The sequence below is a fragment of the Oceanospirillum sediminis genome (genome assembly GCF_014164585.1).
GTDB classification, from domain to species: domain Bacteria; phylum Pseudomonadota; class Gammaproteobacteria; order Pseudomonadales; family Halomonadaceae; genus Oceanospirillum; species Oceanospirillum sediminis.
Genome location: NZ_JACJFM010000061.1, coordinates 1 through 18,199 on the forward strand (window position 1 = coordinate 1; position 18,199 = coordinate 18,199).

Here is an 18,199-nt window from a genome sequence, read left to right on the forward strand (position 1 = left end):
CTGATTGCCATCCATGATTTATCCTCTCTGAAAAAGTGCTTATTTTGCTATAAATCTCAAAGCAGAATCCACACCTAACGTCGAGGAGCCATTCTATTACCGAGGAGCGTAGAGCATTTTTATTATCGAATGCTGTAGATTTACCATTAACTAAGATTGATAGCTATTACGATCACGAATTAGATTTAAATGTTTCGATTTTAGAAGATAAAAAAATCCCGACATCTTTGCTAAAAAATATGGGGACAGAGTCAAAAACCCTTTCAGCTCCAGGTGACGATGATCCTGACTCCGAGGCCGAAATTTGCTATTAATTATTTCCAATAAGAAAGACTTATCTACAGATTATTTAATACTAAGAATAAAAGATAGAGGCGTTAAGTATATCCGAATAAATACAGAGGATTATTTAAATAATTGGGATTTTCATATATCTTCAAACAACCATGTATACAGCACAATATTGAGGGTCTTTGATAAATCGATATCAATCGAAGAAATCAATGGTGCATATATCAGACAACCTGAGCTACCTGTTTTTAAGACAGAGGCAGAGGATCAACTTTTTGTTAAAAGAGAAATCGGTGAATCTTTAAGATCTTTTTGGCGCTCAATAAATGATACCATATGGTTAAATGCGCCACATAAAATACTGAGATCAAGCAATAAACCTGAACAGCTAAAAATCGCAGCTAAAATAGGATTCAATATACCTGATACATGTATCAGCAATAATTATGATATTGCCTATAATTTTTTCAAAAAACATCAAGGAAAGGTTGTTGCAAAAGCCGTTAAACATGGCTTCGACTATAATGGTTGTCGCGCAAGAGTAGCACCAACTCAGCTTATAGATATCAATCTATTTGAAAACTTTGATTCATATTTCAATATCCCCATGATATATCAGGAGTGTATTGTAAAAAAGTATGATATCAGAATTACGGTGGTGGGAAATAATGTTTTAGCAACAGCAATTTACTCTCAGGTAGATAACCTGACCAAAATTGACTGGAGATTACATGATACATACAATATCGATCTTAAGCATCAGAAAGTCAACGTTCCTCAATATATAGTAGACTATTGTTTGTCTATTAATAAACATTATGGGTTGAGGTACTCTGCTATTGATATGATATTGTCAGAGGAAGGGGTATATTATTTTCTAGAGATAAATCCTAACGGACAATGGGCTTGGCTTGAACAAAAAGGATTGCATAATATAAGGGATTGCATTATTGATGAGCTTATTAAGCAGAGGGAATATGAATATTGATGAAATAAAAAGCAAGCTAAACAGTAGCGACGCTGAAATTGAAGTATTGTCACTTTGTGAAAAGTTTTTAGATGAAAAAATCGAGCAAGAAAATAATCGAGCAAGACTTGCAGAACAAAGAACTAGCACCCTACTTAATACGTTAGGTGCTTCTGCGGCATTTTTAGTGTTTGCTGGATCTGAACTGAAGAAAGTTTCTTTTTCCTTTGCCGATGGAAGCTGGTTTATAATTTTTTTATTTTCTTTTTCATTGTTATATATTTTTAGGTCAGTCTATTACTCTATAAGAAGTATACAAGTCGGATTCATTAAAAGAACTACGCCTGAATCGATCTTCGAATTGCAAGAAAAAAATAAAGAAGAAGCATTAAAGGATGTTTTAGCAGGAAAGTTATGGGAGCTCAAAAATATTATCCACCCTAATACTACTAGATTGTTTTATGTTCAAAGAGCCCAGCGTGCTCTAGTTTTATTTTTCTCTAGCTTGTTGCTAACATCAATATTTGCCATACTCAATAAGTATGGCGTTTTATATAGTATTCAATGCGCTTTGATCGTATGTGCTTTTTTGATGATTCCATTTTATTTTCTAGTAGATAAATTGATAGAAAAAAATAATGGTTGGAACCACTAAATAGAAACGGAAAAGGAAATCGGACACCCAAATTTATCTCCTTGATTCATAAATAGAAATTATGAGTTATAAGCTTGCTCACTCTCCTCTCCTACCACCCCAAAATGACAACTCCATGACACCCCAGCCCGGTAAAATCCATTTTTACCGGGTTTTCTCGTTCTAGCCCCCTTGTAACTCCCCGAAAACCCCGCCACATAGCCTTTCTAACCTTATCTTTAGAATTTCTAGGGTATTCGCAAAATTATCCTCCATTTTTTCTATGCCTTAACGGGGTAAAAATAGCGGTCATTGATTAGCTAAACACCGAAAAGGTAGAACCATGACGATGTCAGAACAGCAGAGTGTCAGTGCCCGTCAGCACTGGATCTCTGTGTTGGCTAAGGCAGACAGCAAAGCGCTGCAGGATCAGTGGCAGGCTTTGGCAATTGAGCCGGAATATCAGTTTATTCGTAAGCCGGAGATCGGCTTAACCATGATGCGTGGCCGTGTGGGCGGTAGCGGTCAGCCATTTAATCTGGGTGAGATGACGTTAACCCGCTGTGCGGTGCGTCTGGACAGTGGCAGCCTGGGTGTGAGTTATGTGGCAGGGCGTAATAAGGCCCATGCGTTAACGGCGGCTTTGGCCGATGCGCTGCTGCAGGATCGTGATTATCAGGTAGCGCTGCAAGAGCAGTTGATTGCGCCTCTGGAAGCTCAGCTGATTGCGGCTAGGGCTGAGCGTGAAGCCAAGGCGTCGGCCACTAAGGTGGATTTCTTCACGCTGGTTAGGGGAGAAGACTAATGTCTGTGCAGGTAAATAGTATGAACCGTGGTGCGGTACGCAGTGATCTGCTGATGACGGGTTTTGATGATGCGGTACAGGACGCGCAGAAGGTGTTCCGCAAGGTGCTGAAGGCGATGAGTGAGCCGGGCACCATTCTGACTGCAGATCTGACCGATAAAACGCCGGGTGCTTTGAATAAAAGCAGTTGGGAGATCGCACTGACTCTGTTTGATGCCGATACCAAAATCTGGTTAAGCCCGACATTGGCTGGTGATGATGCGGTAGTAAGCAATCTGAGATTCCACTGTCAGTGCCCTATGGTGTCTGAGCCTGCTGAGGCGGATTTTGCTCTGGCTTTGGCAGATGAATTGCCTGAACTAAAGGCGCTGAACTGGGGCAACTCTGAATACCCGGATCAAGCCACCACTTTGATTGTGCAGGTGGAAGCAATCACTAACCAAACACAGGATAACGATGAAGGTTGGTGTCTGAATGGTCCGGGTATCGAGACCGAGCGTGGTCTGACTGTAGCGGGTTTGCCATACAGTTTCCGTCGGGATTTGGTTAATAGCCGTAAGCGTTTCCCGCTGGGTGTGGACTGTGTGTTCTGTGCGGATGATCAGTTGGTGGCGCTACCGCGTTCAACTGAGATTAAGCCGAGCGATAGCGAAGAAGGTATTCGTAATACCATTCAGCAGGAGGCCAACTAAATGTATGTTGCAGTAAAAGGCGGAGAGAAGGCGATTGATAACGCACACGCCTTAATGCGCGAGCAGCGTCGTGGTGATACGGCCATTGCTGAACTCAGCGTTGAACAGATCAAACAGCAGCTGCCGTTGGCGGTGGATCGTGTGATGAATGAGGGTTCGGTTTATGACCCTGAACTGGCGGCGCTGGCTCTGAAACAAGCCAGTGGTGACAGTGTTGAAGCGATCTTTCTGCTGCGGGCTTACCGCACCACGCTGCCGCGTTTTGGTTACAGCGAGCCGGTGGATACCGAGCAGATGCAGATTGAGCGTCGTATCTCCGGCACCTTTAAGGATCTGCCGGGCGGTCAGGTGTTAGGCAGTACCTACGACTATACCCATCGTTTGTTGGATTTTGCCCTGTTAGCGGAAGGCGATAGTGCTCCGTCTGAACAGGCTTCTAACAATATGGGTGTCCCACAATCTCACCGCAGTGAAGCCAGAACCGAAGCCGAAAATAGCGACAAGCTGGAAGCCTGCCCTCGGGTGTTGGAGCTGCTGAATCAAGAAGGTCTGATTGAGCAGAGCCGAGGAGATGGTGAAGAAGATATCACCCCGCGCGACCTGACCCGTCAGCCGGTGAACTATCCCGTCGAGCGGGCGGTACGTCTGCAGAATCTGATCCGGGGTGATGAGGGTTTCCTGCTGTCGCTGAGCTATTCCTCTATGCGTGGTTACGGTGATAGCCACCCGTTTGCTGGTGAGATGCGTTCCGGTCGGGTGAGTGTTGAGCTGGTGCCGGAAGAGCTGGGCTTCCCTATTGAGATCGGTGAAGTGATGCTGACCGAGTGCGAAATGGTTAACCAGTTCCACGGTAGTAAAGATCAGCCGCCACAGTTTACCCGTGGTTATGGTATCGCTATGGGCCGTGCGGAGCGTAAAGCGATGTCGGTTGCGCTGGTTGAGCGTGCCCTGCGTGCAGAAGAACTGGGTGAGGCGGTGAACTATCCAACGCAGGATCAGGAGTTTGTGTTGTCTCATACCGATTGTGTTTCGGCCAACGGTTTTGTCTCGCACCTGAAACTGCCGCACTACGTAGATTTCCAGTCTGAGCTGGAGATGATCCGTCGTTTACGTAAAGCTGCCAGTGAAGCATCTGCTCAGCCGTCTAAAGACAAGGCTGATACTGCAGGGGAGGAGATCTAATGTCGTCTCAATTGTCATCTCAATTGAATAAGCCTGCTACTCAAACCGCAGGTGCTGAAGGTTATAACTTTGCTTATCTGGATGAGCAATCCAAACGCATGATCCGCCGTGCCATGCTGAAAGCGGTGGCGATTCCAGGTTATCAGGTGCCGTTTGGTGGTCGTGAGATGCCACTGCCTCATGGTTGGGGTACCGGTGGTATGCAGCTGACGGCGACCGTCATTGGTGAAGCGGATACGCTGAAAGTGATCGATCAGGGTGCCGACGATACCACGAATGCGGTCAGTATCCGTCGTTTCTTTGCTAAAACAGCTGGTGTAGCAACGACCGAACATACGGCAGATGCCAGTCTGATTCAGACCCGTCACCGTATTCCAGAGCGTCAGCTGCGTAATGATCAGATTCTGATCTATCAGGTGCCGATTCCTGAGCCACTGCGTTTTATCGAACCCCGTGAAACCGAGACTCGCAAGATGCACGCCCTGCGTGAGTACGGTGCGATGCAGGTGAAACTGTATGAAGACGTGGCCCGTTTTGGCCATATAGCCACCAGTTACGATTACCCGGTGATGGTGAATGATCGCTATATGATGGACCCGTCGCCGATCCCTAAATTCGATAACCCGAAAATGAACCAGATGCCTGCGCTGCAGCTGTTTGGTGCCGGTTTCGAGAAGCGTATCTACGCCGTACCGCCGTACACTAGGGTGGTGAGTCTGGACTTTGATGATTATCCGTTTGAGGTACAGAGCTGGGAAGAGAGCTGTTCCATCTGTGGTTCCGATCACAGCTTCCTGGATGAGGTAATTATGGATGATGCGGGCAACAAGATGTTTGTTTGCTCGGATACGGATTACTGTCGCGAACGTGTTGAACAGGGTTTTACCGCCGAGAATCCTGAAGGTCAGCAAGGGCTAACACCTGAGCACAATCAAGTCCAGCAAGAGAACAAAAAACAGGACGATACAAAAGCAGAGGAGATGGCCCTGTGAACGCTATCCAGAATGTAAATGGTCAGCCGTTGAAGGGTGGCAAAGATACGAGTGCGGAAAGGCAAGCGGGCAAGTGGCAGGATGATGCACCTCTGTTAAGTGTTCGGGATATCTGCAAGTTCTACGCCCCAGGCAAGGGCTGCGGTGATGTCAGCTTTGATCTGTATCCGGGTGAAGTACTGGGTATTGTGGGGGAGTCCGGTTCCGGTAAATCTACCCTGTTAAGCACACTGTCGGCTCGTTTGCAGCCAGATTCAGGTCAGGTGATCTATAACAGTGCTCAATTTGGTGAGCTGGATCTGTACGCCTGTGATGAAGCGGAGCGTCGTGTGCTGATGCGTTCCGAGTGGGGCATTGTGCATCAACATGCCCGTGATGGTCTGAGAATGAATGTCAGTGCCGGTGCCAATATCGGTGAGCGTCTGATGGCGGTGGGCGAGCGTCACTACGGCAGTATTCGTGAGAAGGCTGAAGAGTGGCTGACCGCCGTAGAGATAGATACCGGTCGTATTGATGATCGTCCGAGTCAGTTCTCTGGTGGTATGCAACAGCGTCTGCAGATTGCCCGTAATTTGGTGACTCATCCCAAGTTGATCTTTATGGATGAGCCTACTGGCGGCTTGGATGTATCGGTACAGGCGCGTTTGTTGGATCTGTTGCGTAATCTGGTATCTCAGTTGGGTCTGTCGGTGATTATCGTAACCCACGATCTGGCGGTGGCCCGTTTGCTGGCCCACCGTCTGATGGTGATGCGCCGTGGTGAAGTGGTGGAAACCGGCCTGACCGATCAGGTGCTGGATGACCCGCAACACCCTTATACCCAATTATTGGTTTCATCCATTTTGCAGAACTGATTGAAGCACTATTTGAAGAGCCAGGCGAACAATGAATATGACAAGTGAGATAACTGTTGCAGGTGGAAAAGTTGCTCAGGCCTGTGAGATGAAAGAGAACATGCCAGATCCTGCCGTGATGATTCAGGTCAGCGGATTGCAAAAGTCCTTCACCCTGCACAACCAGGGCGGTGTGAGCTTCGAGGTACTGAAAGGCGTCGATCTGCAAGTGGATTCCGGCGAGTGTGTGGTTTTGCACGGTCAGTCCGGTGCCGGTAAGAGTACGTTTCTGAAAGCCCTGTACGCCAACTACTCGGTTAATGAAGGCCAGATTGTACTGCGTGATGGCGATGAGCTGGTGGATATCACCTCTGCTCAACCCCGTCGCATTATCGCCCTACGTGAACAGACACTGGGTTATGTCTCCCAGTTTCTGCGTGTGATTCCACGGGTAAGCACTGTAGATGTAGTAATGCAGCCACTGCTGGATCTGGGCGTAGATAAAGGGATCTGTGAAGAGAAGGCTAAAACCCTGTTAAGCCGTTTGAATGTGCCAGAGCGTCTGTGGCAATTAGCGCCGAGTACTTTCTCTGGTGGTGAGCAGCAGAGGGTGAATATCGCCCGAGGTTTTATTGTTGATTACCCAATTTTACTGCTGGATGAACCCACAGCTTCGCTGGATGCGAAAAACCGCAAGGTGGTGGTTGAGCTGATCCATGAAGCTAAGGCCCGAGGCGCAGCCATTGTTGGCATCTTCCACGACGAAGATGTACGTGAAGCGGTAGCGGATCGTTTGGTTGATATACGGGCTGTATAAAAGCGCGGGTGGTTTAACAAGGCCAGAGATTGAAGTCTCTTACGGATTTATAACGTTTTTTGCAGAACGGGAAACCTGAGTAGGTTGGATAAGCGAAGCGCCATCCAACATTAACTTCAACGGATAGCCATTGCTTCATCGGACAGCAATAGTCGGAAGGCGCCTTGCGGCTTTTCCGACCTACATAAAACCCCGATCAGCGTTTGATATTTCGGAATATAACGCGATGAACGAACAGATTTTAACCAACGCGCAGCTTGTTCTGCGTGATGAAGTGGTACAGGGCACGCTGGTGGTGCGTGATGGCAAGATTGCCGAAATTAGCCAGGGTAAAAGTCAGCTTGCACAAGCCGATGATCTGGGCGGAGATTTTCTGCTGCCGGGTTTGGTAGAGCTGCACACCGACAATCAGGAAAAATATTTCTCCCCGCGTCCTAAAGTGGATTGGCCAGGGCATCTGGCGATGTCTACCCATGATGCTCAGCTGGTGGCAGCAGGTATCACTACCTCGTTTGATTCCGTGGCGTTAGGTGATGTCGCCGGTGATAGCATCCGCGTGGAAAAACTGGATGCTATGATTAAAGCGATTGTGGACTCGGAAAAAAACGGGATTAACCGTGCGGATCATCTGCTACACCTGCGTTGCGAGGTGAGCTATCCCGGTCTGATGGCGTTCTTTGAGCGTTATATTGATGTGGATCTGGTCAAGCTGGTGTCCCTGATGGATCATGCGCCGGGTCAGCGTCAGTTCCCACCAGAAAATATTCCTAAGTATCGTGAGTATTATCAGGGTAAATACGGTTTCTCGGATACCGAGATTGATGCCTTTATTGTTGAGCAGCAAGCTAACAGTGCGAAATACTCGGACCGTTATCGTCGTACCATCTGTGCCGTGTGTAACGAAAGAGGTATTGCCACGGCCAGCCATGATGATGCGACAATTGAACATGCCAAAGAGTCCGCTGAGTTAGGTATGCAAGTGGCGGAGTTCACCACGACTATGGAAGCGGCGAAAGCCTCTCATGATCTGGGGCTTAAGGTTTTGATGGGCGCGCCGAATGTTGTACGGGGTGGTTCACACTCGGGTAATATCGCAGCTAAAGATCTGGCTCAGGCCGGTGTATTGGATATTCTGAGTTCTGATTACTATCCATCGGCACTGCTGCAAGCGGCCTTTATGGTCGCGGCTCAGGACAACGGTTATTCACTGGCGGATGCAGTGGCACTGGTTACAGCTAATCCTGCCACCGCATCAAATCTGTTTGACCGTGGTGAGCTAAAAGCAGGTCTGCGTGCGGATCTGGTGCAAGTGAGACAGCATGAAGTGATGCCTTTAATTCAACGGGTTTGGAATCAGGGTAAGAGGGTTTTCTAACATGAGCGGCACCCTGTTTTATCTGATAGGTGCATCGGGCTCTGGCAAAGACAGTTTGCTGGCGGGTTGCCGTCAGCAGCTGACGCCGGAGCAGCGTTGTTGTGTGGCCCACCGCTATATCACCCGGGCGCCGGGTATCGGTGGTGAGAACCATGTTCACCTGTCGGAACAAGAGTTTTCCATGCGTGAGCGTATGGGCATGTTTGCTATGAACTGGTATTCCCACGGTTATCACTACGGCATCGGCTCGGAGATTAACGGCTGGCTGGATGCGGGGGCCAATGTGATTATCAACGGCTCCCGCGAGTATCTGTCTCAGGCGATTGAGCAGTATGAAGAGCTGGTGCCTGTGTTGGTTGAGGTGGATGCGGAGTTGCTGCGTGATCGTTTGACCAACCGTGGTCGCGAAACCGCAGAAGAAATTGAGCGCCGTTTGCAGCGTCACCAGCAGTTGGTCGATAGTCTGCCGGATTCGGTTTGTCGAGTGGATAACAGTGGTGAGCTGCAACAAGGTATTGATGGTTTGCTGAATCTGATTGAGCGCCACGGTTGGCAAGGGGGTATTGCTCTGGATTTGAGCTTGGCTGAGCGTCCGACGGTCAGGATGAATACTCAGGTTGCCGGACAGTCCGGACAACCCGTTATCCGCACAGGGCAAAGTACAGTGGTTACAGCGAACTTTGGGACGGATGATAAATGATTCGTTTCTCTCTGCCAGGAACGGGGGATGTCAGACAAGTTCCGGTCTTTGGTTGTGAATGCAAGGTCTGCTGTCAGGCCCGAGTTAATGTTCGCCGTCGCCGCCGTCCTTGCTGTGCGTTACTGGAAACTCCGCAGGGTGACCTGTTAATCGACGCTGGTCTGACTGACCTGGCAGAGCGATTCGAGCAGAAAGGGCTGAATGCCATTTTGCTGACCCATTACCATGTCGATCATGTGCAAGGCTTATTTCATCTGCGCTGGGGGATGGGAGAGAAGATACCTGTCTATGGTCCGAGTGATGTTCAGGGGTATGCTGATTTGCTAAAGCATCCTGGTATTCTGAAATTTATGCCAGCTGCTGAGCCTTTCCAGCGTTTTGAGCTGTCAGGGATAGGTGTGACACCCATTCCATTACAGCATTCAAAGCCGACTTACGGCTATTTACTGGAATATAACAATAGCCTGATCGCTTATCTGACCGATACCGTTGGTTTGCCTGAGCAAACGCAGATATTTCTAAAACAGCTTCTGAAAGAGCGCCGTATTGATCTGCTGGTGATGGACTGTAGTTATCCGCCGCAGAATACAACGCCCAGAAATCATAATGATCTTAATATGGCACTGGAGATTCATCATAGTTTAAGGCCTTGTCGAACTGTACTGACCCATATTAGTCACGAGATGGACCTGTGGTTATCAGATCATCCGGATTCATTGCCAGATCATGTTCAGGTTGCCAGGGATGATGATGATTTTCTGTTCTAAGGCTATATAGCTAAGGCAAAAGCGTATTCAGAACACAAACTGTACTGCAGCGCTTATTCATTGAATAAGCGCTATTCGGATTGTTTATTGACCGTATTCAGATACTTCGGTCTCTATCGCTGAACAGAGCGGAAGGATTAGCTCTGCCTGAAAATGCTGCTGATCCGGTAAAGATATATTCAGCTGGCCATCATGGACCTGAGCAATACGCTTGATAAGATACAGCCCAAGGCCTAATCCGCTGCTGCCTGAACTATTACTGCCTCTGACATATTTATCACACAACTGATCGATTTCAATAGAATCGGTTGAGCAAAGAGGATTGCATACGGTCAACTGCAGATGTGAACCTGGTAACTTGCTCAGCCTGCAGTTTATCTGGCTATCGGCCGGAGAGTATTTCATGGCATTATCGAGCAGGTTAAAAATCAGTGTCTTGATCAGAGCCGGGTCTGCATCAAGTTGAATACGGCCTTCTGAATCATTGATCAGATTGATGTTCTGATCTGACCACAGGCTACTGGCATCAGCAAATATGTCAGTAATCAGCTGAGCGGCGTCTGTTCTTTGTTTCTCAGGTGTAATCTGATAACTGATTTCTCCTTTTCTTAATTGAGTATCAAAAATTTCCTGCAAGCGCCTCGTGGCGGTAAACATGGCTTTCAGGTTGTTCTGACTGTTGTTTTCTGTCTCCAGCTTCAGATCCAGAATATCCAGGTTTGTCCGTATAATCGCCAGAGGCGTCCGGTATTCATGGCTGATCATATCAAGAAAACGGCTCTGTTCTTTCAGTGCCTGTTGCTCTTTACTCAGAGCTGTTTCGAGATTTTGTTTGCTGGCCACAAGTTCCCTTGTCATCTCTTTGGCCAGATCAATAGCTCTGCTCTCTGAGCGTTCCGCTGCATATCTGGCTTTTTGTTCGGCATCCAGTAACTTTTCGGATAAGGCCAGATTCAACAACAGCATATGCAATACTGCAATCAGCATCATGGCGCCGAATGTCAGCTCATTGACAGGCAGAATACCGGCTAATCGCAACAGATGGACTGTGATTCCAGTACTACAAATCAGAAAGAAGAGGAAAAATAATCGCTGACTGCGATCAAACGCCGGATTTTTTCTGAAATAAAGTACCGTTGATACCGGCATAACAAATAGTCCCATCGGTACCAGAAGATACTGGATGGGGATATAGCCTTCTGTGCCGCTTAATGGAAATGTCAGACAGGCTAATGCGATCAGAAGTGTCAGATAGCGATGAAACCAGGGGTGGTCCTGCTGGGTATTCAGAATATGAATAATAATGCAGGACATGCTCAGATAGACTCCGGCGGCTCCTGAGCCAGTAAGCCAGTCGGCGATCAGATGAGCATATTCCGGAATCAGTAATGGCAGAAATCCCTGCATGCCTATCTGAGTACAGGCTTCAGACAGCAGATAGCAACCATACCAGAACTGAATACGGCTTTTTAAACGAATGGCCTGTAGCAGGGCTATCGCTCCTAGTAAAAGAGCACATGCCACAAATGCCGCCAGCCATATAATATGAGTATTACTTTCAGATATTGTCTCTGCTTCTGTTCTTATCCAGGCCCTTAGAACGTGAGAACTGGTGGTCTGGGTACGGATAAAGAGTCTGTAGCTTTTTCCCGGAATCATATCCAGGGGTAATAAGTGTCGTGAGTGTCGAAGGGTCTGAGTGTTGACAGGGCGGTTATCCCCAAAAGCATAATGGCGGTAATGCTCAGGGTTTAACTCATCCGTGCCTTCCTGCACATAGATATCGATGAAATTGAGCATATAAGGAGACAGCCAGAGAATGTACTGTTCGGGGTTATCCTCTGGTAGCTTCAGACTGAAACTGACCCAGCTGGTTTGCAGGGTATATCCAAGGTTGAGAAATCCATTAACCGGGATAAACTGTTTTTCCTGAAAAGCCTGCACTGTCTGGCTGAATGTTTGATTAGCGGTTACTCCCGGAAGATGCTGCAGATAGCCGTAAAGGGAGTAACTGCCAGTACCCGGTGATAATGTAAGAATCTGATGGTTATCAGCATGATAAGGAGGCTGATTATTGCGTGCATGTGCCAGCGTGCTCAGAATCGTTGTAAGCAGCAGAGCGACTAAGGCGGCACGCAGAAAAATATATTGTCGGTTTATCAGATTATTTGAATAATTCATCGCGCAGTTTTATCTACCATATCGACAATAATTGTCCCTTCTCCTGGAAGGGGAATCCAGTAAAAGATAATATTTTTCTGTATTACCAACCAGGCTTTATAGTGGTGATCTCGCTGGTGTCATGGTTGTATGAACGGGCAAAGTCAGTGCAGCACAAAAGGTATCTTCGTTTACAGAGATTTTGAGCAGGCCATCATGGACCTGAGCGATACGCTTTACCAGGTACAACCCAAGGCCTAATCCGCTGCTGCCAGCACTGTTACTGCCTCTGACATACTTATCACACAGCTGATCAAGCGCAATAGGGGCGATCTGACTGACAGGGTTGTATACCGTCAATTGCAGGTGTGAATCCGGAAAACTGTCCAGATAACAATCTATCTGGCTGTTAGCCGGGGAGTATTTCATGGCATTATCGAGCAGGTTAAATATCAGGGTTTTAAGCAGAGCCGGATCTGCGTTAAGTTGCATATTACTTTGTATATTGTTGGACAGACTTATATCGTGATCTGACCATAGGCTTCTTGCATCATCAAAAATATCTTCAATGGTTTGTCCTGCATCTATTTTCTGCTTTTCCGGGATAATCTGATAGCTGACCTGGCCTTTTCTCAGTTGAGTGTCGAAGATTTCCTGTAAGCGTTTGGTGGCGGTAAATATGGCCTTCAGGTTGTTCTGACTATTGTTCTCTGTTTCCAGCTTCAGATCCAGAATATCCAGATTTGTGCGGATAATTGCCAGAGGTGTCCGGTATTCATGGCTGATCATATCGAGGAAGCGGCTTTGTTCTTTCAGTGCCTGTTGCTCTTTACTCAGGGCGGCTTCCAGGTGCTCCTTACTTTGCATAAGCTCGCGTGTCATCTCTTTTGCGATAGCAACCGCCCGATTTTCTGATATTTCGGCTGCGTGTCGGGCTTCCTGTTCCGCATCCAGTAATTTTTCGGAGAGTGCCATATTCAGCAGAATCATATGGATCATGGTGTTAATCATCATGGCAGAGTAGGTCAGGTGATTAACCGGAATAATACCTGCCAGTCGTAACAGGTGCGTAGTAACCCCCAGAGTGCAAATCAGGAAAAAGAACAAGAACAAGCGCTGGCTTCGGCTGCTCCATGAAAACTTCCTGAAATACAGTGCTGTGGCGACAGGCAGTACAACAATACCAACGGGCAGAAGAACCGATAGCATAGGACCGTACCAGGACGTTGTACTCAGGAAAAAGGTGATACCGGCCAGCGCGGACATTACAATCAGGTAGCAATGGAGCCAACGATGATCTCTTCCTGTGTTCAGAATATGCATGATAATAAATGCCATACTGAAGTAGGAGACTGCGGTGCCGCCACCTGCCATCCAGTCGGAGAGCTGATGAGCAATATCAGGGAATAAAACGGGGAGAAACCCCTGGATTGCCATCTGAGAACAGGACTGTGACAGCAGATAGCAGCCATACCAGAACTGGACACTGCTTTGCAGGCGTATGGCCTGTAGCAGGCCGATCAGCCCCAGAATCGCAGAGCCTGCTACAAAGGCTGTAAACCAGATCAGATTCGCATTACTTTGATTGATAACATCTGTTTCGGTGCGTATCCAGCCTCTTAAGGCATGGGTGCTGGTTGTCTGAGTCCGGATAAATACCCGATAACTCTTACCCGGTTCTGTTTGTAAAGGTAACAGATACCTTGAATGCTCATAGGGTTGATTCCGGGTTTCTCTGTGGTCGCCGGTTGCGTGATGAAGATAATGATCCGGGTTCTGTTCGTCTGGCCCGGTTTGCACGTAAATATCAATGAAGTTCAGTATATATGGTGATAACCAGAGAAAATAACGTTCTGGACTCTGTTCTGATACTCTGAATCTGAAACTAATCCAACTGGCAGACTGGGTATAGCCAAGATTCAGAAAACCCGGAATAGGAGAGAACTTCTGGTGGTTAAAATCAGATAAAATTTGTCTGAGATCTTTTTCACCAGAAGGATCAGAGAGTTGCTGCAAATAACCATATAAAGTATAGCTGCTGAGTTCTGGGTGCAGTTCCAGAGTGGAAGGGTGATCAGACACGGGGTCTGCTGATGCCTGATAAGCATAGGCAACGCTATTTACTGAAACAGCACAAAGGCAGAGTATCAGGCCGAAAAAAGAATTGATGACCTTTGTTGGCACCGTAGATTCCTGTTGTTTCAGTTTATTTTAATGCTTCAGACTCATGAGTTTTTGCAATACTCATGGTCTTGTTTTTTATTTTCTGCGTCTGAAAGAAATCCTTTTCGGTCGATAGTCTTATTTACATCATGTATCTGATGCAGACCCGTCTGGCAGGATACCTGCCATCAGACGGGTTGTCTATGCGGGGTTTTACTGTGTTTGCAGGCTTTTTTCGCGGAAATAAAGAAATAAAGGCAATCCGAAGGATACGCCAACTGTCAGTGTGCCGATCAAGGCAAGCCAGGCGAAACGTACCTGGCTTCGATAGCTTTCTACGACAATAAATAGCAGCAGAACGATGGCGGATATCACGACATCAAGCCAGGCAAAAATGCTGATAGGGTTAGCAATCATATCCTCCATAAATCGGAGAAAATCAGGGCCATGATCCATTAACCATGGAACAAAGGCTCCATAGGGCAGAGCCAGCCCCAGAATTGCCAGTAAAAGATAAATCGCTTTCATTTCTTTTCCTTGTGTGAAAATTTCTGAACCTGAGATCATTCGAAGTGTTTAAAGTGCCTTGTCGGTGTCTTTTAATCCGGTTCTGACAAATTGATAGGCTATTATGACAAACTGTAATAAAACGGTACTACTATGTCATGCAGAGGTTGATCTCTGAGTGTCAGTAACAAGAGTTTAAGGATCTGTTTTGCAAGTTAAGAACGTTTATTCGCCGGGTCAGGCGGCATTAGCCAGTATATTGGGAGGCCCTCTGGCGGCTACCTGGTTTATTCGCCATAACTATCAGATGCAGGGCAATGAGCAAGCCGCAAGTAAGACAGTCAATATTGGTGCTTTTGTGGTGATTGCGGTACTTTTCAGTTTGCCGTTGTTGCCCTCTGGTTTTCCTTCGATTCTGATTAGCCTGCCTGTGATTATTTTCACACGTTATTTTATTGAGCAGAAACAGTTTAACCGCCAGCATATTGATGACAGTGAAGAACTGAAATTTCAGCCAGTGACTAACGTTGTAGCGGTCAGTCTGGCCTGTTTCTGTATCAATCTGGCGATGGTATTTGCACTGGCGATGTTTCTGGTTAAACAGGGTTGAATATCCTGCTGTTTGTATATATCTGAGCAGAAGTATTTTAATGCGTTAACCATCGACTGGCGTGGATGATTGTTTTTGATCCGGGAAACTTTTGTTCCGTGATGGGGTACATATTTGTTCCTGTAGCATAGGCAGAGTCACAGAGACAATAAACTCAGCCTGATTCGAAATATGAATCTCAAAGCAGCCCTGGTGTTGCTCTATTATTTGGCTGATCAGATATAACCCCATGCCCAGCCCTGTGGTACCGGAACTGTTTCCTCCTCTGTAGTATTTTTTCCTCAGAGCAGTCAGGTCAAGTTCATCGGGGGCAGAAATGGCGTTAATGATTTTAATAACACAGTCCTTACCACGTTGCTCTGCCTGACAATAGATATGACTATCCTTAACAGAGTATTTCAGGGCATTATCTACCAGATTAAAAATGACAGTTTTTATCAGGGCTGGGTCAGCTTGCATCACCGCTTGTCCTGGTAACTGATTGTTAATAATCAGAGGCGCATTACTCCATAGCATACGGGCATCAGATAAGATGCTATCGGTCATATTTCTGGCATTCAATCTGGCCATATCAGGATTGATATCGTAGTGCCATTTTCCTTTATTCAGCTCTGTATTAAATATTTCCTGAAGACGAAGGATCGCCTGAGCCATTGTTTTCAGATGATTAGCACCGTACCAGTCGGGTTGAGATTTTAACTCCAGAATGTCCAGATTAGTCTTGATAATTGCCAGAGGTGTCCGGTACTCATGGCTGATCATATCGATAAAGCGGTTTTGCTCTTGTAGCGTGTTTTGCTCTTTTTCCAGAGAGCTTTCCAGTTGCTGCTTGCTCTGGCGAAGCTCATGGGTCATCTCGTTGGCCAGGGTAATGGCTTTAGCTTCAGATTCTTCTGCTGCTGTTCGTGCTTGTTGTTCTGCCTGTAAGAGTTTTTCTGATAAGGCCATGTTCAGTAGTATCATATGAACAACAGTGTTGATCATAATAGAGGCATTAGTCAGTGTATTAATAGGGACGATTCCCAGAAGACGGAGAATGTGAACAAATACGACCAGAGTGCATGAGGCAAAGAATAAGAAAAATAACCGCTGTGCCGAATCAGTCCTGTTAAATTTCTGGTAATAAATCAGTGTGGTCAGAGGCATCAGAATCAGTCCAAGCCGGGCCATCCACGGGATCAGCTGGTTATAGTAAGCAGTTCCGGCAAGTAAAAGAGTCGCTAAGCCGATAGTAATAATTAATAGCAGGTATTTATGTAGCCAGGGGTGCTCTTGTCGGGTATTGAGGACCAGTATAATGATCGAACTCATACTGATATAAGCCAGAGCCGACGCCCCGCCGGTCAGCCAGTCGGAAATATAGTGTGCATATTCAGGAATAATGACTGGCAGAATGCCCTGAGCACCAATTTGTGAGAGTCCTTCGGAGAACAGATAGAGCCCGTACCATAGTTGTATACCGCTATTAAGCCGGGCGGCCTGCAGCAGAGCGATTGTCCCGAGAATTAATGTGCAGGCTATAAAAGCTGATACCCAGATCAGGGTGCTGGCGCTTGAATTAATCACGCCTTTTTCTGTCACAATCCACCCTCTGAGATTATGGCTGCTGGTGGTTTGAGTTCGTATAAAGACCTGGTACTCCGTTGACTGAATCCGAGGCAGGGGGATAATCATTTCCGGGGTAAGATAAGGCCGGTTACCGGATGCTCTATGATCTCCCGTGTTGAATGTCTGCCAGGCTGGCTGATCGGTATAAACTGAAAAATTGTCAGCTAAAGGGCGGATGTAAACATCCACTTTATTCAGAATATAGGGCGACAACAATAGATAATAGTCGTCCTGACTGTTGTCAGGGGTTTTATAGTTAAAAGTAACCCAGCTGGCTTTATTGGTGTAACCCAGATTCAGAAATGCTGCCAGGTCTTTGAAGTGATGAGCTTCAGAAACAGATGAAATATCCTGTATGGTCAGCGAAGCTTTGTTATCCGTGCGCCATTTCATATGTCCGGCGAGAGAGATACTGTCCTGAGTACCATCCAGATAGATTATCGGGTTTTTTGCGTAAAGATCAGGCGCTATACACAGCAGGACGGCGCATAATAATTTCAGAGTGTGGCGAATGGTCGCTGTGATTACCTGAGAAAAGTGTGAGAAAAATACGGAGTCATGCAATTCTGTCAGGTTAAAATAAACAACAAAGTAAGACCGGAAGGCCGTGATAAAACTAAAGACAGTAATACTGATGGTTATCATGAATAAGCTTCCTTAGTTTCTGCCTGCCAATGACATTCGGGGTGAATAGCATTAACATCGCAGCCATGATTGATTATCCCAACCCTGGGAAATAGTGGCGTAATGGTTAACCTTGAATCCGGTATAGCTGATTATGCGTTTGCAGGTTTTGTCGCAGAAAACATTGCAGCCTGACTATAATATGCTCCCTTATCATCATAGAGTTTCCAGACAATAGCCTGGTTCTTTCTTCATGGCTTACTGGTTCTGCTGACTTTCTGCAAATCAGACTAATCAATTCATTACTCATAATCTCAGGTGTATCAACTGAAAAAACAGACATAATGAGATTATCCTTTTACGATCTGATCTGGCTATTAGATAGTCAGCCCTGAAAAAGTCAGGTTTCTATCTAACCGAGCATCGGTTGGCTTTATTGCTCCAGGAAATAAAGCCAACTGATTTTCTGCTC

At 46.6% G+C, this 18,199-nt stretch carries 16 protein-coding genes; 12 read left to right on the forward strand and 4 right to left on the reverse strand.

The features are described 5' to 3' along the window. Window positions 1–304: 304 nt before the first annotated feature. The 11 genes from H4O21_RS23435 (at window position 305) to phnP (ending at window position 10,055) form a co-directional block, all read left to right on the forward strand. Complete coding sequence (locus H4O21_RS23435) at window positions 305–1,279, forward strand: MvdC/MvdD family ATP grasp protein (protein WP_182812072.1); 975 nt, start codon at window positions 305–307, stop codon at window positions 1,277–1,279. Next, window positions 1,269–1,913 carry a hypothetical protein gene (locus H4O21_RS23440; protein WP_182812075.1) on the forward strand — a complete coding sequence of 215 codons (645 nt, stop codon included), beginning with the start codon at window positions 1,269–1,271 and terminating at the stop codon, window positions 1,911–1,913. The genes H4O21_RS23435 and H4O21_RS23440 overlap by 11 nt, the downstream gene beginning before the upstream one ends. Window positions 1,914–2,235: 322 nt before the next feature. Continuing rightward, window positions 2,236–2,697, forward strand: coding sequence for a phosphonate C-P lyase system protein PhnG (gene phnG / locus H4O21_RS23445; RefSeq protein WP_182812078.1), 462 nt, complete (start codon window positions 2,236–2,238; stop codon window positions 2,695–2,697). Next, complete coding sequence (gene phnH / locus H4O21_RS23450; protein ID WP_182812081.1) at window positions 2,697–3,389, forward strand: phosphonate C-P lyase system protein PhnH; 693 nt, start codon at window positions 2,697–2,699, stop codon at window positions 3,387–3,389. The genes phnG and phnH overlap by 1 nt, the downstream gene beginning before the upstream one ends. Then, window positions 3,390–4,571, forward strand: a complete 1,182-nt coding sequence (locus H4O21_RS23455; protein ID WP_182812084.1) for a carbon-phosphorus lyase complex subunit — start codon at window positions 3,390–3,392, stop codon at window positions 4,569–4,571. Beyond that, window positions 4,571–5,563, forward strand: coding sequence for an alpha-D-ribose 1-methylphosphonate 5-phosphate C-P-lyase PhnJ (locus H4O21_RS23460; RefSeq protein WP_182812086.1), 993 nt, complete (start codon window positions 4,571–4,573; stop codon window positions 5,561–5,563). The genes H4O21_RS23455 and H4O21_RS23460 overlap by 1 nt, the downstream gene beginning before the upstream one ends. Beyond that, window positions 5,560–6,417, forward strand: a complete 858-nt coding sequence (gene phnK / locus H4O21_RS23465) for a phosphonate C-P lyase system protein PhnK (protein WP_368737587.1) — start codon at window positions 5,560–5,562, stop codon at window positions 6,415–6,417. Before H4O21_RS23460 ends, phnK begins: the two co-directional genes overlap by 4 nt. A 37-nt stretch (window positions 6,418–6,454) precedes the next feature. Continuing rightward, window positions 6,455–7,213, forward strand: a complete 759-nt coding sequence (gene phnL / locus H4O21_RS23470) for a phosphonate C-P lyase system protein PhnL (protein WP_255487439.1) — start codon at window positions 6,455–6,457, stop codon at window positions 7,211–7,213. A gap of 226 nt (window positions 7,214–7,439) precedes the next feature. Continuing rightward, a complete protein-coding gene (locus tag H4O21_RS23475; RefSeq protein WP_182812089.1) occupies window positions 7,440–8,588 on the forward strand; it encodes an alpha-D-ribose 1-methylphosphonate 5-triphosphate diphosphatase in 1,149 nt (382 codons plus the stop codon). Between the two features lies 1 nt (window position 8,589). Beyond that, window positions 8,590–9,288 (forward strand): phosphonate metabolism protein/1,5-bisphosphokinase (PRPP-forming) PhnN, encoded by a 699-nt coding sequence (gene phnN / locus H4O21_RS23480; RefSeq protein WP_182812092.1) that lies wholly within the window; start codon window positions 8,590–8,592, stop codon window positions 9,286–9,288. Further along, window positions 9,285–10,055, forward strand: a complete 771-nt coding sequence (gene phnP, locus H4O21_RS23485; RefSeq protein WP_220495822.1) for a phosphonate metabolism protein PhnP — start codon at window positions 9,285–9,287, stop codon at window positions 10,053–10,055. Before phnN ends, phnP begins: the two co-directional genes overlap by 4 nt. 84 nt (window positions 10,056–10,139) lie before the next feature. Here phnP and H4O21_RS23490 read toward each other — a convergent pair whose 3' ends face one another. From H4O21_RS23490 to H4O21_RS23500, 3 genes are all read right to left on the reverse strand, one after another. After that, window positions 10,140–12,236: a sensor histidine kinase gene (locus H4O21_RS23490; RefSeq protein ID WP_182812095.1), complete on the reverse strand. Its 2,097-nt coding sequence runs from the start codon at window positions 12,234–12,236 to the stop codon at window positions 10,140–10,142. A gap of 96 nt (window positions 12,237–12,332) precedes the next feature. Continuing rightward, entirely contained in the window at window positions 12,333–14,297 is a 1,965-nt protein-coding gene (locus H4O21_RS23495; protein ID WP_182812098.1) for a sensor histidine kinase, read from the reverse strand. A gap of 294 nt (window positions 14,298–14,591) precedes the next feature. After that, window positions 14,592–14,906, reverse strand: a complete 315-nt coding sequence (locus H4O21_RS23500) for a DUF2834 domain-containing protein (protein WP_182812101.1) — start codon at window positions 14,904–14,906, stop codon at window positions 14,592–14,594. A 187-nt stretch (window positions 14,907–15,093) separates the two neighbouring features. Here H4O21_RS23500 and H4O21_RS23505 point away from each other — a divergent pair, with 187 nt between their 5' ends. Continuing rightward, window positions 15,094–15,495 (forward strand): hypothetical protein, encoded by a 402-nt coding sequence (locus H4O21_RS23505; protein WP_182812103.1) that lies wholly within the window; start codon window positions 15,094–15,096, stop codon window positions 15,493–15,495. A gap of 45 nt (window positions 15,496–15,540) precedes the next feature. Here the strand turns inward: H4O21_RS23505 and H4O21_RS23510 are convergent, their stop codons facing one another. Next, window positions 15,541–17,748: a sensor histidine kinase gene (locus H4O21_RS23510; RefSeq protein WP_182812106.1), complete on the reverse strand. Its 2,208-nt coding sequence runs from the start codon at window positions 17,746–17,748 to the stop codon at window positions 15,541–15,543. Window positions 17,749–18,199 lie beyond the last annotated feature (451 nt).

Excerpts from the sequence above, each read along its gene's own strand:
- H4O21_RS23500 (WP_182812101.1), bottom strand. The coding sequence starts at position 14,906 with ATGAAAGCGATTTATCTTTTACTGGCAATTCTGGGGCTGGCTCTGCCC.
- phnH (WP_182812081.1), top strand. The coding sequence starts at position 2,697 with ATGTCTGTGCAGGTAAATAGTATGAACCGTGGTGCGGTACGCAGTGAT.
- phnP (WP_220495822.1), top strand. The coding sequence starts at position 9,285 with ATGATTCGTTTCTCTCTGCCAGGAACGGGGGATGTCAGACAAGTTCCG.
- H4O21_RS23510 (WP_182812106.1), bottom strand. The coding sequence starts at position 17,748 with ATGATAACCATCAGTATTACTGTCTTTAGTTTTATCACGGCCTTCCGG.
- phnG (WP_182812078.1), top strand. The coding sequence starts at position 2,236 with ATGACGATGTCAGAACAGCAGAGTGTCAGTGCCCGTCAGCACTGGATC.
- H4O21_RS23440 (WP_182812075.1), top strand. The coding sequence starts at position 1,269 with ATGAATATTGATGAAATAAAAAGCAAGCTAAACAGTAGCGACGCTGAA.
- phnN (WP_182812092.1), top strand. The coding sequence starts at position 8,590 with ATGAGCGGCACCCTGTTTTATCTGATAGGTGCATCGGGCTCTGGCAAA.
- H4O21_RS23475 (WP_182812089.1), top strand. The coding sequence starts at position 7,440 with ATGAACGAACAGATTTTAACCAACGCGCAGCTTGTTCTGCGTGATGAA.
- phnL (WP_255487439.1), top strand. The coding sequence starts at position 6,455 with ATGACAAGTGAGATAACTGTTGCAGGTGGAAAAGTTGCTCAGGCCTGT.
- H4O21_RS23455 (WP_182812084.1), top strand. The coding sequence starts at position 3,390 with ATGTATGTTGCAGTAAAAGGCGGAGAGAAGGCGATTGATAACGCACAC.
- H4O21_RS23490 (WP_182812095.1), bottom strand. The coding sequence starts at position 12,236 with ATGAATTATTCAAATAATCTGATAAACCGACAATATATTTTTCTGCGT.
- H4O21_RS23460 (WP_182812086.1), top strand. The coding sequence starts at position 4,571 with ATGTCGTCTCAATTGTCATCTCAATTGAATAAGCCTGCTACTCAAACC.